Annotated in this window: 16 protein-coding genes and 1 pseudogene; 3 read left to right on the top strand and 14 right to left on the bottom strand. The window is 39.1% G+C overall.

From position 1 onward, the window contains the following. Nucleotides 1–185: 185 nt before the first annotated feature. The 6 genes from glnA to A5816_RS13860 all read right to left on the bottom strand — a co-directional run bounded on the left by glnA (nt 186) and on the right by A5816_RS13860 (nt 5684). Nucleotides 186–1526, bottom strand: a complete 1341-nt coding sequence (gene glnA, locus A5816_RS13885; RefSeq protein ID WP_002287001.1) for a type I glutamate--ammonia ligase — start codon at nt 1524–1526, stop codon at nt 186–188. 28 nt (nt 1527–1554) lie between these two features. Next, nucleotides 1555–1947 (bottom strand): MerR family transcriptional regulator, encoded by a 393-nt coding sequence (locus A5816_RS13880; RefSeq protein WP_002290339.1) that lies wholly within the window; start codon nt 1945–1947, stop codon nt 1555–1557. Between the two features lie 229 nt (nt 1948–2176). Further along, a complete protein-coding gene (gene hflX / locus A5816_RS13875) occupies nt 2177–3406 on the bottom strand; it encodes a GTPase HflX (protein WP_002372802.1) in 1230 nt (409 codons plus the stop codon). 1 nt (nt 3407) lies between these two features. Further along, nucleotides 3408–4325: a tRNA (adenosine(37)-N6)-dimethylallyltransferase MiaA gene (gene miaA, locus A5816_RS13870; protein ID WP_002372806.1), complete on the bottom strand. Its 918-nt coding sequence runs from the start codon at nt 4323–4325 to the stop codon at nt 3408–3410. A 3-nt stretch (nt 4326–4328) separates the two neighbouring features. Next, on the bottom strand, nt 4329–5066 hold the full coding sequence (locus A5816_RS13865) for a glycerophosphodiester phosphodiesterase (RefSeq protein ID WP_002290344.1): 738 nt from the start codon (nt 5064–5066) through the stop codon (nt 4329–4331). A 90-nt stretch (nt 5067–5156) separates the two neighbouring features. Then, the gene (locus A5816_RS13860; RefSeq protein WP_002289403.1) at nt 5157–5684 is read right to left on the bottom strand and encodes a hypothetical protein; all 528 of its coding nucleotides are present in this window, start codon (nt 5682–5684) and stop codon (nt 5157–5159) included. Nucleotides 5685–5863: 179 nt separating this feature from the next. Between A5816_RS13860 and clpP the strand changes: the two genes are divergently transcribed. Further along, nucleotides 5864–6457 carry an ATP-dependent Clp endopeptidase proteolytic subunit ClpP gene (gene clpP, locus A5816_RS13855; RefSeq protein ID WP_002289402.1) on the top strand — a complete coding sequence of 198 codons (594 nt, stop codon included), beginning with the start codon at nt 5864–5866 and terminating at the stop codon, nt 6455–6457. A gap of 104 nt (nt 6458–6561) precedes the next feature. Here the strand turns inward: clpP and A5816_RS13850 are convergent, their stop codons facing one another. The 4 genes from A5816_RS13850 to efrA form a co-directional block, all read right to left on the bottom strand. Then, nucleotides 6562–7047, bottom strand: a complete 486-nt coding sequence (locus A5816_RS13850; RefSeq protein ID WP_002310223.1) for a gamma carbonic anhydrase family protein — start codon at nt 7045–7047, stop codon at nt 6562–6564. Between the two features lie 150 nt (nt 7048–7197). Beyond that, a complete protein-coding gene (locus tag A5816_RS13845; RefSeq protein ID WP_002372808.1) occupies nt 7198–7395 on the bottom strand; it encodes a hypothetical protein in 198 nt (65 codons plus the stop codon). 79 nt (nt 7396–7474) lie between these two features. Continuing rightward, the gene (gene efrB, locus A5816_RS13840; protein ID WP_010733333.1) at nt 7475–9235 is read right to left on the bottom strand and encodes a multidrug efflux ABC transporter subunit EfrB; all 1761 of its coding nucleotides are present in this window, start codon (nt 9233–9235) and stop codon (nt 7475–7477) included. Beyond that, nucleotides 9232–10962 (bottom strand): multidrug efflux ABC transporter subunit EfrA, encoded by a 1731-nt coding sequence (gene efrA / locus A5816_RS13835; RefSeq protein ID WP_010733332.1) that lies wholly within the window; start codon nt 10960–10962, stop codon nt 9232–9234. Before efrA ends, efrB begins: the two co-directional genes overlap by 4 nt. Before the next feature lie 392 nt (nt 10963–11354). Here efrA and A5816_RS13830 point away from each other — a divergent pair, with 392 nt between their 5' ends. Together A5816_RS13830 and rnjA are read left to right on the top strand one after the other, a co-directional pair. Further along, on the top strand, nt 11355–11567 hold the full coding sequence (locus tag A5816_RS13830) for a DNA-directed RNA polymerase subunit epsilon (RefSeq protein WP_002287947.1): 213 nt from the start codon (nt 11355–11357) through the stop codon (nt 11565–11567). Nucleotide 11568: 1 nt separating this feature from the next. After that, entirely contained in the window at nt 11569–13248 is a 1680-nt protein-coding gene (rnjA, locus tag A5816_RS13825; protein ID WP_002310218.1) for a ribonuclease J1, read from the top strand. Between the two features lie 257 nt (nt 13249–13505). Here rnjA and A5816_RS13820 read toward each other — a convergent pair whose 3' ends face one another. The 4 genes and pseudogenes from A5816_RS13820 to A5816_RS13805 form a co-directional block, all read right to left on the bottom strand. Next, the gene (locus A5816_RS13820) at nt 13506–13706 is read right to left on the bottom strand and encodes a cold-shock protein (protein WP_002294067.1); all 201 of its coding nucleotides are present in this window, start codon (nt 13704–13706) and stop codon (nt 13506–13508) included. Between the two features lie 149 nt (nt 13707–13855). After that, nucleotides 13856–14548: pseudogene (gene radC, locus A5816_RS13815) on the bottom strand (DNA repair protein RadC). A gap of 54 nt (nt 14549–14602) precedes the next feature. Beyond that, entirely contained in the window at nt 14603–15256 is a 654-nt protein-coding gene (locus A5816_RS13810; RefSeq protein WP_086311547.1) for an HAD family phosphatase, read from the bottom strand. Next, complete coding sequence (locus A5816_RS13805) at nt 15246–16559, bottom strand: folylpolyglutamate synthase/dihydrofolate synthase family protein (RefSeq protein ID WP_086311546.1); 1314 nt, start codon at nt 16557–16559, stop codon at nt 15246–15248. Before A5816_RS13805 ends, A5816_RS13810 begins: the two co-directional genes overlap by 11 nt. Nucleotides 16560–16743: the final 184 nt, after the last annotated feature.

Raw genomic sequence — 16743 nt, 5'->3', positions numbered from 1 at the left:
CCAGTTTCTCGGTATTAAGCCAAATTTATGCAAAAATGTGAGGAACCATTTCCACAAAATTTTTCTTAATACTCGAAACTAAACGTCTTTTTCACAACCTCTTGGTAAAAGGTGTTCAATCAGCTGACCCTCGGTATTAGCTCAAAACGCTGATTTCACAACCTCTAATTCACGTTATTCCTGTTTTAATAAAGTTCTAGATATTGTTCTCTTTCCCACTCGGAAACAGTTTGTCTGAATGCCGCCCATTCGAGACGTTTTGCTTCAACAAAATTTGAGAAGATATGTTGTCCTAATGCGTCAATCATTACATTATCCTTACGTAATTCCTTGATAGCATTATGGATAGTTGAAGGTAAGTCTTGGATATGTGCAGCTTCTCTTTCTTCCTCATCCATTACATAAATGTTACGGTCAACAGCGGCTGGCGGTGTGATCTGATTACGGATACCGTCTAGTCCTGCTTGCAACAATACTGCCATTGCCAAGTATGGGTTTGCAGATGGATCAACTGAACGCAATTCCAAACGTGTGGACAAACCGCGAGATTCTGGTACACGTACTAATGGCGAACGATTACGACCGCTCCATGCGACATAAACAGGCGCTTCATAACCTGGAACGAGACGTTTATAAGAATTGACTGTTGGATTGCAAACGGCTGTATAGGCACGAGCATGTTTCAGCAAACCGCCTAAGAAATGATACGCTGTTTCACTAAGTTCCAATTCACCGTCTTTATCATAGAAGACATTTCCTTCATCATTGAACAAAGACATATTGCAATGCATACCAGAACCATTGATTCCAAATAACGGTTTCGGCATGAAAGTTGCGTGAAGTCCGTGCTTGCGTGCAATCGTTTTGACAACGAGCTTAAAGGTTTGGATATTATCACAAGCATCTACTACATCCGCATATTTGAAGTCAATTTCATGCTGTCCTGGCGCTACTTCATGATGTGAAGCTTCCACTTCAAAGCCTAAGCTTTCTAATTCCAACACGATGTCACGGCGGCAATTTTCACCTAAATCTGTTGGTGCAAAATCAAAATAACCACCCTTATCATTCAAGGTCGTTGTGATCCCACCATCTTCGTCTAATTTAAATAAGAAGAATTCTGGTTCAGGTCCTAAATTGAAAGAGGTAAAACCAAGGTCGCGCATGTCTTTCAATGCTCGTTTCAAATTTCCACGAGGATCACCGGCAAATGGTGTCCCATCTGGATTATAGATATCACAAATTAAACGAGCAACTTTTCCATGAGCACTTTCCCATGGGAAGATCATCCAAGTGGAGAGATCTGGATACAAATACATATCGCTTTCTTCAATTCGAACAAATCCTTCAATCGAAGAACCGTCAAACATCATTTTGTTTTCTAACACTTTGTCAATCTGGCTCACTGGAACTTCTACATTTTTAATCGTACCTAAGATGTCTGTGAACATCAATCGTAAAAATCGTACGTTTTCTTCCTCAATGATTCGTTTGATCTCTTCACCTGTTATCTGTTTCTTTACCATGGTATCCCTCTTCCTTTTTTTAATTTATTCAGTCAAAGAATTGTCTTTGTAATCCTTGCGACTGATAATGACCTGTTTTGCTTAACCCACCTTGCGCCAAAATCTCATCACGAAAAATTTGTCGAACGTCATGATCTGTCAACGGCTTCTTGCTTTTTGCTTCTTGTTTTTTCGCCTGTGCCATTTCGTATACACGTTTGATTCCAGCCATGTTTAACCCGTCTGAAAGATAATCTTTGATCTCAAGCAGCATATCGATATCATTCAACGAATACATGCGGCGATTTCCTTCGCTTCGTTCCGGATGAACTAAATCTTGTTCTTCATAGTAGCGAATTTGCCGAGCAGACAAATCAGTCAGCTTCATAACTGTACCAATTGGAAATACGGACATAGATCGGCGCAATTCCTTTTCTCCCATCAGACGTCCCCTTTCGTTTTATAAGTTGGCTAAAGTGTACCAATTAAAAAAAATATTGTCAACTGCATATGTTAGGTTTTCTAACATGAGATCTCTATTTTTTTATAAAATAACAAAAAAATATGAACGCAAAAAAAGGTATCTAGTTGATTTTCGTACCAGATACCTTTTACTTTTATTGTACTATGCTATTCTTTCCCAGTGATTTTTATTGTAAAAAAACAAAATTTTATTTGCTTTTTCTTAACCATTTTGAATCATTTTTTGCAAATCCTCTCACTTCATACTCGTTTGATTCTTCCATGTAGGCTTCGTCCAAAACCATCGTTTGTCTTCTTAACTCACTTAATTTCTGTCCTTCATTGCTTGGCACAGACAGTGTATAAGGTGTCATCAGTTCCATCAGTTGACGCTTGATTGCTTCGATCAATGCCGTCTTCCCTTCTTTCGTTTGAGCAGAAATCAAGACATTAGGGAATAAGGTGGGCGTAAACATCGCCGGATCAATCTGGTCTGCCTTATTGTAAACAGTCAGTATCGGCATTTCTTTCATATTCAATTCATCCATCAATTTTAGTACAGTCTGCTCCTGTAAAATGCGATCTGGAGAACTGGCATCGACTACATGCAACAAAAGATCCATATTCTGACTTTCTTCTAGTGTAGAATGGAAAGCATCAATCAGTTGCGTAGGCAGATCTTGGATGAACCCGACGGTATCTGTTACTGTAATCTCAAATCCTTCAGCAAAACGCCATCTTTTAGTCAATGGATCTAACGTTGCAAACAACTGATCTTTTGAATAAGTATCCGCTTGTGTCAATAAATTCAAGATGGTTGATTTTCCAGCATTCGTGTAGCCTATAAGACCAATCTGAAAAATCTCACTGTTTTTTCTTTTTTGACGGTTGCGCTCTCGATGGGCTTCTACTTCTTTCAATTCTTTCTTAACAGCAAAAATTTTATTCCGTATATGTCGGCGGTCTGTTTCTAACTTTGTTTCACCTGGTCCTCTTGTTCCAATCCCACCACCAAGACGAGACAATGTTTTCCCTTGCCCTACTAAACGAGGCAGAAGATATTCTAACTGGGCAAGTTCAACTTGCAGCTTTCCTTCTTTCGAACGAGCACGCATCGCAAAAATATCTAGAATCAGCTGTACTCGATCAATCACCGGAAGACCAACAGCATCCGTAATCAGTTGACTCTGTCTCGGAGTCAGTTCATGATTAAAGATGATCAAATCCGCTTCATGCGCATCTGCTTGTTGAACTAATTCTTGTAATTTCCCTTTCCCGATAATCGTTTGCCGATCTACTTGTGGTCTTTTCTGTGTAATTGTGAATACGACTTCTCCTGATGCGGTGTTCGTCAGCTGAACTAGCTCTTCCATTGACTCTGTAAAGTAACGCTGGTTTGCTTCGGTTTCTACCCCTACGATGATTACTTTTTCTTCCATTTTATTCCGCCTCCAGCCATTTTTTGATTGTTTGCTCAATCTGACTTTTTTGATTTGGCTCACTTATAAGATCAAACCACTGTGCATCCAAACGGTTACGAAACCACGTTAACTGACGTTTCGCGTATCTTCTCGAATGTAGTTTGACTTGTTCTGTTGCTTCTTCCAATGTTTCTTTCCCTTCAAAATAAGGGAAAAATTCTTTATATCCAATCCCTTGACTGGCTTGGACTTCTCCAAGCTCATATACCATACGTGCTTCTGCTACCAAGCCTTCTGCTAGCATCAAATCGACTCTGTGATTGATTCGATCATACAAGACATCACGCTTCGTATCTAACCCAATCATGAGGTAATCATATAATCGCTTTGGCTCTTCTTTAGGTGCCGTGATACTATGCCCTGTCGTCTCCAAAACTTCCAGAGCTCTTATCACTTTGCGTTGATTGTTCCAGTGGATTTTCTCAGCAGCTGCCGGGTCTTTTTCTTTCAACTGATTCCATAACGCTTGGGAACCAATTGTCTCGGCTAACGTTTCATACTTTTTTCTAATCTCAGGATTCGCTTCTTCTGTCGCCCCTAACTGGTAATCGTATAGAAGAGATTGGATATACAGACCCGTTCCGCCAGCTATGATAGGTAGATGCTCTCGGTTCGCAATCTCAGTAATCAATTGTCGACCTGAACGCTGAAAATCAGCGGCTGAGTAATGTTGAGTAGGTTCGATCACATCAATCAAATGATGCGGAACATCATTCATCTCTTCTTCTTTGATTTTTGCTGTACCGATATCCAGATTTTTATAGATTTGCAATGAATCACCGCTGATGATCTCTCCTCCAAATAGTTGTGCGAGTTCCACACTTAGCGCTGTTTTACCGACTGCTGTCGGACCGACGATTACTAATACTTTTTCCATATTTTACCTACTTTTCGTTGATTGTTTCCACCGAAGAGCTTTCTCCGGAAAATCAGTTATTATTCCATCTATTTTGAGTTCTTGACATTTGGCCATTTCTTCTTCATCGTTGATCGTCCATGCACGAATTGCTTTTGGAAAATCAGCTGCCTGGACTGGATGTTCGAACAACCAAGTATTTTTTGGATGTACTCCTTCTATATAAGGGGTTTCTGCTGCTAGTTGGATCTTTTTATCAGAAGTACTCATCAATAAGTCCAGCTGTATCTCTGGTTCCAATAACGCGATTTTTTCCAAAGAAGCCAAATGAAAGCTGCAATATGCATGTTGAAAAGGCCAATCTCTGCTTTTTAATGTTTCGGCTAATTTTTCTTCGATACCGGGATATTCATACTGATCAGTTTTAATTTCAATCATTAGCATCCCTCGGTAATTTTTTTGGAGAAGCAGTCCTAAAACTTCTTTCAATTCAGGGACTTTAGCTGCTGGAAATTCTTTGCTGAATTTGCCTCCTGCATTCAATTTTTTGAGTTCTTCCAATGTTTTTTCTCGAATCAGCCCTTTACCGTTAGTCGTCCGATCCACTTCTTCGTCATGCATAACGATCAAATAACCGTCTTTGCTTAGATGAACATCTAGTTCGATACCATCTGCACCTACTCGTACAGCTTCTGCAAATGCAGGAAGCGTATTTTCTGGGTGGGTACCGCTGCTTCCGCGATGAGCATAGATTTGTAACATCTTTCTTCACTCCGTTCAGTTCTATTGTATCATTAAGAAAAAAAGAAAGCATTACCACGCTCTCATGTGCAACGGCAATGCTTCAAAATATCAGCTCCAAACATCATCTTTCGAGAAGAAACCAATCGGCTGGCGCGTCATAGTCTTCAACTGTGCTTTTTTTTCATTGATCATTTCAGTCAAACTATCCGTAAAATTCTCTAAAATCACGCGTCCGCCTTTATAAGCATATCCACCAATCTTCATTGTTTCATCTGGAGATAAAATCACTTTTCGATGGGAGATGTTCTTAAACAGCTCATCTAAAATATAATTTGGCAGATAAAAACTATTCTGCGCTGAAAATGATTGGAGATACGCAAAATCGTCAATCGTGATATAACAATCATCGAATGCATCAAAGCTGACATATTCTTCCATCAGCGTCGTCCTTTTTTGCAAGATCTCGTTGATCTTTTTATTTAATTGGTTCAGCGTCTCGATTTCTTTGACTTTCAATTCCAATTCACGTCTACGCTGTTCTTTATTTTCCAAGTGACGCATTTGCAGTATCATGCCGATATAGACAACTACAGCACCCGTCAACACGCCGATAAGACCTGTAATACCAACTATCAATCTGTTGTTCCTCCTTGTTTTGCTTCTCTGCTTATCATACCATAAAGCAGGTTTATGCGACTAATTTGCCTAAGTTTTTTATTTGACCTTTTTTGACCAAAAATGTATACTACTTTTTAGGTATTAGAAACTAAATTATGGTACACTATTTCTAAACGAAACCAAGGAGGAACTCTATTATGAATTTAATTCCTACAGTCATTGAACAATCATCACGAGGCGAAAGAGCTTACGATATCTACTCACGTTTATTGAAAGACCGTATCATCATGTTAAGCGGCCAAGTAACTGATGATCTTGCTAATTCGATCATCGCCCAATTGCTTTTCTTAGATGCTCAAGATTCTGAAAAAGATATCTATCTTTATATCAATTCTCCTGGTGGTTCAGTTACAGCAGGTATGGCTATCTACGACACAATGAACTTTGTCAAAGCTGATGTCCAAACAATCGTTATGGGTATGGCTGCTTCAATGGGAAGCTTCTTGCTGACAGCTGGTACAAAAGGGAAACGATTTGCTTTACCAAATGCTGAGATCATGATCCATCAACCTCTTGGCGGCGCTCAAGGTCAAGCAACTGAAATCGAAATTGCGGCACGTCATATTTTACAAACACGCGAACGCTTAAACAAAATTTTAGCTGAACGCACTGGCCAACCGCTTGAAGTGATTGAAAAAGATACAGACCGTGACAACTATATGACAGCTGAACAAGCAAAAGCATATGGATTGATTGATGAAGTCATGGAAAACAGTTCTTCATTAAATTAATCTGTTTCAAAGGAAGCTTTTTAAGCCTTCTTATCTAAACCAAATAAAAAAGGATGGCCAGCTCAAACTGACCATCCTTTTTTTATTTTTATGGATGCTACTGCCTATCTTTGCTCCTTGAATTTTCCTTGCGCATGCATCCGACCTATTTCGACATAATGCTGGATATTTTCTTTGTTTTTTTGTATTTCTTCTTTTGTCAAAGGTCGGATCACTTTAGCTGGACGACCAAAAGCCAAGACATTAGGAGGAATAACTTTTCCTTCTGTTACTAGTGATCCAGCACCAATCAAACTATTCTCACCAATAACCGCATGATTCAATATCGTGGTTCCCATCCCGATCAGCGCCCCTTTTTCGATTGTACAGCCGTGTAGCATACACTGATGTCCTACCGTCACATTCTCAGCAATATCTACAGGTGCATCATGATCGACATGGACGATTGTACCATCTTGGATATTCGTTCTTTGTCCTACTTTTATCCAATTACTGTCCCCGCGTAAAACTGCTTGATACCAGATCGTCACATCTTCTGACAATGTCACGTCACCAATCACTGTAGCATTTGATGCTATAAACCGTTCCATCTCTATTTTCTCCTTTCGTTTTTTTGTAGAAACTAATCCTATTGAATAAATGTATCATAGCATATATTTATTTTATAAGAAAAAAACAGGTAAAACCTGCTCGGTCCAGATGCCTATTTGCGCTATCTGGTAAACTGACGTTTTACCTGTTTATTGTACCTCTATATTTTCTTCTATTACTTTCTTCAAAACTAATTCGTACACTTCGATTTGTGCTGCCAAGCGTTCGATTTGAAACTCATTTTCAAAAAAATCAGCTGAATCAAATGGTTTTGTCTGACAGACGTGCGTTAAACGATCAATTTCTCTTTTGGCTTCAGTGATTTTTTCATTTAAAAACTGTTCCATCTCCGTGCCCTCACTTTTTTTGATAACCTTACTTTACCATTATCAAGAAAGGAGAACAAAAAATAAGTTTCAAACTGTTTTATCCTGCTTCCTCAGCAAATTGGCTGTTATACAGTTTTTCATAAAATCCGCCTTGTGCCAATAAACTCTCATGTGTTCCTTTTTCAATGATCTGACCTTGGTCCATCACTAGAATCAGATCTGCATCGCGTATCGTCGATAAACGGTGAGCAATGACAAAACTTGTCCGCCCCTCCATCACGCGATCCATCGCTTTTTGAATCAACGCTTCTAAACGAGTGTCTACTGAACTTGTCGCTTCATCCAAAATCAAAATTTTAGGATCTGAAACCACTGCTCGGGCAATCGTCAGTAACTGTTTTTGTCCTAAAGACACATTGTCTCCCTCAGAATTTATGGCCATCTCATATCCATCTGGCATTGTCCGGATAAAATGGTCTACGTTTGCTGTTTTTGCAGCATCTACTACTTCATAATCTGTCGCATCAAGCTTTCCAAAACGGATATTATCGGCAATCGTTCCTTGATAGAGCCATGCATCTTGTAAGACCATACCAAACAAGGAACGAACATCACTGCGGCTCATTGATTTGGTATCAATCCCGTCGATCCTGATAGCTCCTTTGTCTACGTCGTAAAAACGCATCAATAGATTGATCAAGGTCGTCTTGCCGGCACCAGTCGGACCGACGACAGCCACGGTTTGACCTGCTTTCACTTCAAAGTTCAAATCTTGGATCAATGGTTTCTTCGGATCATACGCAAAATCGACATGATCGAATGTCACATCTCCTAAAATCGTTTCTGGCAGTGAAACATCTACTTTGTTTTCTTTTTCTTCTGGCTCATCTAAAATCTCGAATACACGTTTTGTTGCCGCTGATGCACTTTGCAAAACAGAAGACAATTGTGTCACGTTCCCCATCGGCTGGCTGATTTGCCAAATATATTGGATGAACGCCTGAAGTTGACCAACAACGATTGCTCCAGTAATAACATAGAAACTTCCTAGAACAGCCATACCAATATAAGTAGCATAGGCAGTTAGTTGGACTAATGGCATCATCAACCCAGAAATGAACGCTGCGCGGAACCCAAAGTATTTCAAGCTATGATTTACTTTTTTGAATCCTTCCAATGTTTCTTTTTCGCGTCCGTATACTTTCAATACACTGAAACCTGTCATATTTTCTTGAACGTAGCCGTTTAGCTCACCAAGCGAATTCTGCATGCTTTGAAAATATTTCTGCGAAGCATTGATCACTCGTTTGGAGATCCAGATCGATGTTGGAATCATGATCATAGAGATCAGCGCCATCATCGGCTGGATATAAAACATCATTGCTGCAGCCAACGTAATTCCCAATATCGCATTTACGATACCAATAAAAGCTTGTTGTAAAGCACCGCTGACTGCATCTACATCATTCGTCACACGAGACAAAATATTTCCTTGCTGGTTTTTATCGAAATAAGAAACCGGAAGACGATTGATTTTTTCTTCTATGTCTCTTCGCAAATCATGCATGGCACTTTGAACGACATTTGTCATCAAAACACCAGAAAGCAATTGCGAAATACAATACCCTATTCCGACCACTGTGATCCAAATAAGACATTTGAATATATAAGAAAAATTGATTGATTCGCCATTGGCAATATTACGGCTGATTTCTGTAGTAGGAAGTCCTGTAACATATGGCAAAGCCACGTTGAAAGCCACTGTCAGAACTGTAAATAGGATCACTAGGAGAAAAGTCCCACGATACGGTCTGATATATCGAGCTAAACGTTTTAAGGAAGAAAAGGTTTTTTTCATGCTAATTCCTCCTTTGATAATTGAGAAGCGGCAATATCATAATAAATCGGGCATTTTTCCAACAACTCCCGATGTGTCCCCATGCCGACGACTTCTCCTTCATTTAATACGATGATCTTATCTGCATGCATGATCGTTCCCACACGTTGTGCTACGATCAATACAGTAGACTCTGTTGTTTCTTTTTTCAGACGAGCACGTAACTTCGCATCCGTTTGATAATCTAATGCAGAAAAGCTGTCATCAAAAATATAGATTTCCGGACGGCGTATGATGGCTCTGGCTATTGCCAATCGTTGTTTTTGTCCGCCTGAAAAATTGGAACCACCTTCTGATAAATGTTCGTCAAATCCATCTGGTTTTCGAGAAATGAATTCTGAAGCTTGAGCAATCTCAGCTGCACGTTCCATTTCTTCTTGTGTGGCATCTTCTTTCCCGTATCTCAAATTATCTGCAATCGTTCCAGTAAATAGCAGCGCTTTTTGCGGAATAAACCCAATCTTATCTCGCAACTTGCTTAACCGATAATCTCTCACGTCCACTCCGTCAATCAAGATCTTTCCTTCACTCACATCATAAAAGCGAGGAATCAATTGAATCAACGTAGATTTTCCGCTACCGGTACTTCCAATAAAAGCAACGGTTTCTCCTGGAGAGGCTGTAAAACTGACATTTCGAATCACTGGTTCTTGCGAATGGCCTGGATAAGCAAATGTTACATTTTGAAATTCGATATACCCTTTAGTCTTCGTATCCGATATACCATTTGGATCTTCTACAATCGAAGGTTTGGCATCTAGTGCCTCTTGGATACGTCCAGCTGAAACGGCTGCTCTTGGATACATCATGAACACACTGGCAAATAACATGAATGAGAATAAGGCATGGAATATATACTCGATAAATGCAATCAAATCTCCTACTCGAAGTTCGCCAGCATCGATTTGCACTGCCCCGCTCCAAATGATTAATACCATCACGATATTAAACAAGAAATAAAAGCCTGGTTGTGCAACAGCCATCAAACGGAACAAGCTTTTCGAACTAGCAGCATAATTCTCATTGACTACAGCAAAGCGTTTTTCTTCAAACTTTTCATTGACGAAGGCACGAATCACACGCAATCCTGAAAGGTTTTCCCGCAAGATACTATTGATTTTATCTAAGTTTTTTTGTTGTTTTTTAGATAACGGCTCAGACACCTTAGCAATCGCTACGACCGCCAATAATAGCAAAGGCAATGCGCCTACTACATACAAACTGAGTGTCACACTTGTACGCATGACCATGTACAAACTGACAACGAACATCATCGGCGCCATGAAACCAATACGTAAAATATTTTGCAGGAACAACATGATCTGATAAGCATCATTTGTTGTACGAGTGATCAAGGAAGATACGCCTAAATTTTCGTACTCCTGATGCGAATAGCTTTGGATCTTTTCGAACAAGTCATCTCGAATATCTGCTACGATATTGGTCGTGATCCTCGAACCAAAATAACCTAACAAGATATTCAAAATAATACCGATTACGGTAATAACGATCATAAATATCCCTTGCTGTTTCACATAATCAAAATCATCATTGCGGATTCCTACATCAATCATACGTGCTAAAATCGTAGGAAGTCCTAATTCAATCAAAATAAAACCGAATACGCATATGAAATTGAAAAACAAGAATTTCTTATAACGCATGGTATAATGCCACATTAGTTTCACTTTCTCATCTCCTTTTAATCTTTTGTTACATTTTCATTACTAAAAATGATAGCACAACGAACCTATTAATAGAACACTTCTCTCATAAAAAAGTCATTATGATTATAGTAAAATGATAAACGTTGATTTTTTCTTTCAATCTAGTTGATTTCTATACTTATTTGCTGTTTTATGCTAGAATAACAATTAATTGTTGTATATTTTTTATACAGAAGGTACGGTTGAAAAAATATCCGAACAGATGAGCAAAAACGAGGCTTGTCTCTTTGACTCGAATCCAGTATTCTAGTCAAAGCATATGAAAAACTAGGTGGCTTGTCCCCTCGTTTTGTGTTGTCTAAAAAAATCAACTAGCTAAATCACTGCTTTACGCAGATAAAGGAGACAAAACAATGATCTATAAAGTTTATTATCAAGAAACAAAAGTACGTAACCCTAAACGGGAAGAAACAAAATCTCTTTACATTGAGGCAAAAAGCGATGTAGACGCTCGCCAACGTGTGGAAGAAAATACCCCATACAATATTGAATTCGTTCAACTTCTAGAAGGAAGTCATCTAGAATACGAAAAAGAAAATGCTGATTTCTCATTAGTGGAGTTTTAATATGAAACTTTCCATCAAAAATAATGAGACAGGCGTCTTTGCTATTGGTGGATTAGGTGAAATCGGGAAAAATACGTATGGGGTACAATTCCAAGATGAAATCATTTTGATTGATGCCGGGATCAAGTTCCCGGAAGACGATCTACTTGGAATTGACTATGTCATTCCCGACTACAGCTACATCATACAAAACTTGCACAAAGTAAAAGCCCTAGTGATTACTCACGGACATGAAGACCACATCGGCGGAATACCCTACTTGCTAAAACAAGCAAATATTCCTATCTATGCTGGTCCTCTCGCATTAGCGTTGATCACGAACAAATTAGATGAGCATGGCTTACTTCGAGAGGCAGAGCTTCATGAAATCAATGAAGATACGATCATTCGTTTTAGAAAAACTTCTGTCAGCTTTTTCAGAACGACTCATAGTATCCCAGACGCATTAGGAATCGTGGTGAAAACACCTTCTGGTAATATCGTAGCGACTGGAGACTTCAAGTTTGATTTCACTCCCGTTGGCGAACCAGCAAACTTGCATAAAATGGCTCGTATCGGGGAAGAAGGTGTCTTGTGCCTTTTATCTGATAGTACAAATGCTGAGATTCCAACATTTACTAAATCAGAAAAAACGATTGGTCATTCTATCTTGAAGATCTTTTCAAAAATCGAAGGTCGTATTATTTTTGCCAGCTTTGCTTCTAATATCTTCCGTTTGCAGCAAGCAGCAGATGCCGCTGTGGCGACTGGTCGTAAAATCGCTGTTTTCGGACGTAGCATGGAAAATGCCATTGTCAATGGCCAACGTTTAGGATATATCAAAGTTCCAGACGGCACATTTGTAGATGCACATGAAATCAATCGCTTGCCTGCTAACGAAACGATGATCCTATGTACAGGTTCTCAAGGGGAAGCGATGGCCGCTTTGAGCCGTATTGCAAATGGTACCCACCGTCAAATCCAAATCCAGCCAGACGATACAGTGATCTTTTCAAGTTCACCTATCCCTGGTAATACAACAAGTGTCAATCATTTGATCAACTTGCTGTCTGAAGCTGGCGCAGAAGTAATCCATGGAAAAATCAATAACATCCATACTTCCGGTCACGGTGGACAAGAAGAACAAAAATTGATGCTTCGCTTGATGAAACCAAAATATTTTATCCCTGTCCATGGAGAATTCCGCATGCTGAAAGTCCATGCTTCTCTAGCACAAGATGTAGGTGTTCCTGCAGAAAACTGCTTCATCATGGAAAATGGCGATGTTTTAGCGTTAACTAGCGATTCTGCACGTCCTGCTGGGCATTTTGTGGCTGGAGATGTATATATCGATGGTAGCGGGATCGGCGATATCGGTAATGTCGTTTTACGTGACCGTCACCTGCTTTCAGAAGAAGGTCTTGTATTAGCTGTTGCAACAGTAGATATCAAGAAAAAAGAAATCTTGGCTGGTCCAGATATTCTCTCTCGTGGATTTGTTTACATGCGAGAATCAGGAGAAATGATCAATGAAGCTCAGCGAATCTTATTCCATGCTTTAAGAGAATGTTTAAATGGACCTGACTGTTCAGAATATAAATTGAAAGAAGCGATGACTGGCGCGCTTCAGCCATTCTTATTCGAACGTACAGAAAGACATCCAATGATTTTACCGATGGTCATGACACCAGATGAAGAATAAGTAAGAGATTGTGAAATTAGTGCCCTGACCTGAGTATAAGAGAAACCAAACGGAAAACAGGACAAGTTGTTTTTATTTGGCTGTTCTTATTGATTGATACTGGGCAGCTTTTTCACAACCTCTTAAAATTTATTTACTTTTTCATACAAAAAATACCTGCCACAAGAGAAATTTCCTCTTGTGGCAGGTATTTTTGTTACTCGCTTTGTTCTCTCGTAAAAATTGATGCCTACCATCAATTTGATTTACAGATAAAATTAAGCTTTTACAACGTTTGCAGCTTGTGGGCCACGGTCTGATTCTTCAACGTCGAAAGTCACTGCTTGACCTTCTTCTAATGTTTTGAATCCGTCACCTTGGATAGCAGAGAAGTGAACGAATACGTCGCTTCCATCTTCACGTGAGATAAATCCAAATCCTTTTTCAGCGTTGAACCATTTTACTGTTCCGTTTTCCATAATAATATCCTCCTCGTGCCAAAAGCACTTATTTAAATTGTAACATTGCTCGTGTACGATAGAGGTGCAACAGATGTTTCAACTTCTATTCCCAAACAAAATTACAATATAATTGTACACTTGCTTCATTTTTTTTGCAAGAAAGCAACTTACTTCTCTTCCATTAATCCTTCTTCTCTCAAACTAAAATATCGTTTACGTCCGATGATCAAATGATCCAGTACAGTGATGCCCATCATTTCTCCGCACTTTTGTATCCTTTTAGTAAAATTCATATCCTGTTGTGATGGAATAACATTACCAGAAGGATGATTATGTGCTAAAACGATTCTTGCCGCGCAATAACGTACAGCATAATGAAATATTTCTCTAGGATGAGCGACTGACTGATTCAGCGAACCGATGAACACTGTCTTTTTTAAGATCACTTGATTCTTCGTGTCCAAATAAATACAAATCAAATGTTCCTATTTGTGATCTTTCATTTCCAGAATCAATTGTTGTGCCAGTTCATAGCTAGTATGAATGGCCGGAGCTGCTCTTTCTTGGTCCGTCTGAATGCGGCGGCCTAACTCAATCAAGGCTTTGATTTCGATTGCTTTCACACGTCCTATCCCTCGAATCTCTTCTAACTCATGCAAAGTCGCCTGTCGTAAAGAAGCCAATCCACCAAACGTTTTTAACAGATTGCCAGCAATCGACATCACACTATGAGGGTGCTGACCAGTACGCAGTAAAATTGCTAAAAGCTCCTGATCCGATAAAGCTTCAGCTCCATAAATTTCCATACGTTCCCTTGGTAAAGAGCTAGTTGGTACTTCTTTGATCAATCGTTTTTCCAAAAAAACATCTCCTTTCTATCTTTTCTAAAATAAGATACGAAAAGAGATGGATTTTTATTTTATCAATGCAGGGATTTCATGCAAAGAAGAAACGACCCCAGCCGTTTTTTTGATCAATTCTTGGGAAGGCGGAAGCAAATCTGGCACCATGACTACAGGGATCTCAGCCGCAGAAGCTGCTAAAATACCATTTTGTGAATCTTCTAAAATCAATGTTTCTTTCTTAGCTGTACCTAATTTCTGATTGGCTAATAAAAAAATTTCCGGATCTGGTTTTGCTCGTTGAACATTCTCTGCGGAAACAATCGTCTCAAATCGTTCAAACAGATTGTTCTTCTTCAATAAAAGTTCAATGACAGCTCGTTGGTTACTGGAAGCGACAACTTTGGGAATCTGATGTTCTTCTAAAAAAGTGAGGAGTTCCAACACACCTGGCTTCATTTGTACAGCTCCTTGTGAAAAGCGATCAAGCGTTTCCTGGTATGAATCATCTATGAATCTTTGTACGCTTGTTTTGCCGAATTCCGCAAAAATCATATGATAATTCGCCCACACTTCTTCATCGGAAACACCTAAGAATTTTAAATACAGGTCTTTATCATAAGGAAAACCCATCCTATCTGCTACTACTTGTGAAGCCTCGTAATATACTAACTCTGTGTCAAACAATAAACCATCCATATCAAAAATCACTGCATTATACTTCATGGTCTCCTCCTAATTGTATTAATAAATGACGAACTTCTGAAATGAAATAAAGCGAACCGGTCACAACTAATACATCTTCATTTGTCATCTTTTCCAATATATCTGCTAATCCGAATTGCCACAATGAAACGATTGATACTCTCTCACTTGCTAAATCTGATACTTCACTTAATTCGATGGCTTTTGGATGTTCAAAGGTCGTCAAATAAATATGGACATTTGGTACTTGCTGCAGTCGTTCTAGCATTTCTCTAACATTTTTAGTTCGTAAGGCGGAAAACAAAATGTTGATTTGATATCCTTTGAATTCTTTTTTCAAATTCTCAACAAGCCGGTTCATTGCATGCGTATTATGAGCACCATCTAAAACAACTAATGGCTCGTTACTCAAACGCTCCATTCTTCCTGGCCATCGAGATTTCTTCAACCCCTTCAAAACATCTTTTTCTCGAAAAGGCAGCTTTTCCAATTGACAGTAAACAAAATACAATTCGATGGCTACTCCTGCATTTTCAGCTTGATGTTGCCCTAAAAGCGGCGTGGTTAGTTGAGGGATTTTCCCTGCTTCATTAAAGAATTCAAATACTTCTCCCCAAGTCTCATCAGGATGCAGATAGTTTATTTTATAATTTTCCCCGTATACATAAAGCGTCGCATTTTTTTCTTTAGCTGTTTGTTTGATGACATTAAAAGCTTCTGGGCCGATGTTTCCTGTGACAACAGGAACGCCTTGTTTGATGATTCCTGCTTTTTGCGCAGCGATTTCTTCAATCGTATCTCCAAGTATCTCGGTATGATCAAGCCCAATCGTTGTTATTCCAGTTAGCATCGGTACAGCTACATTGGTAGAATCCAATAAGCCACCTAAACCAACTTCAATAATCGCTACGTCAACTTTCTTCATCAAAAAATAATCAAATGCCATTGCTGTTAATGTCTCAAATTCAGTGATACCAGCTACTGCTTCAAATTGATCAAGTTGTTTGATCAGCGGCTGATATTTTTTTACAAGCTGGATCAAGTCATTGTCTGGGATACTTTTTCCATTGATTGCAATCCGTTCATTGAACGTTTCGATATAAGGTGAAGTAAACGTTCCAACTATCAGACCAGCTTCTTCTAATAGGCTTCTCAAATAGGCTACAGTAGACCCTTTTCCGTTTGTTCCAGCGATATGGATCGTTTTTACTTTCCTCTCCGGATGACCTACCACTTCTAATAAAGCTTCGACTCGGTCAAGACCAGGACGTGAACCAAATGGTAATCGACTATGGATCCATTCTATTGCTTCTTCAATCGTCATCAACAATTCCCCCATTTCTCTTTTATTATAACAAATAGAAGACATAAGAAAAATAAAAGGACGATAGAGAGAAAAATCTGCTCCAGATACATGATAAATCGCTCTTTTTTCTAAGTAATCAGAGTAGACTAAAAAAGAGGATGCGACAATAATCATGTCACATCCCCTTATTCGGAATAAGTGG

It is taken from the genome of Enterococcus sp. 3G1_DIV0629 (assembly GCF_002141285.1).
GTDB lineage: Bacteria > Bacillota > Bacilli > Lactobacillales > Enterococcaceae > Enterococcus_B > Enterococcus_B lactis.
The sequence above is the reverse complement of the archived record's forward strand: the minus strand, read 5'-3'. Positions and strand labels throughout refer to the sequence as shown.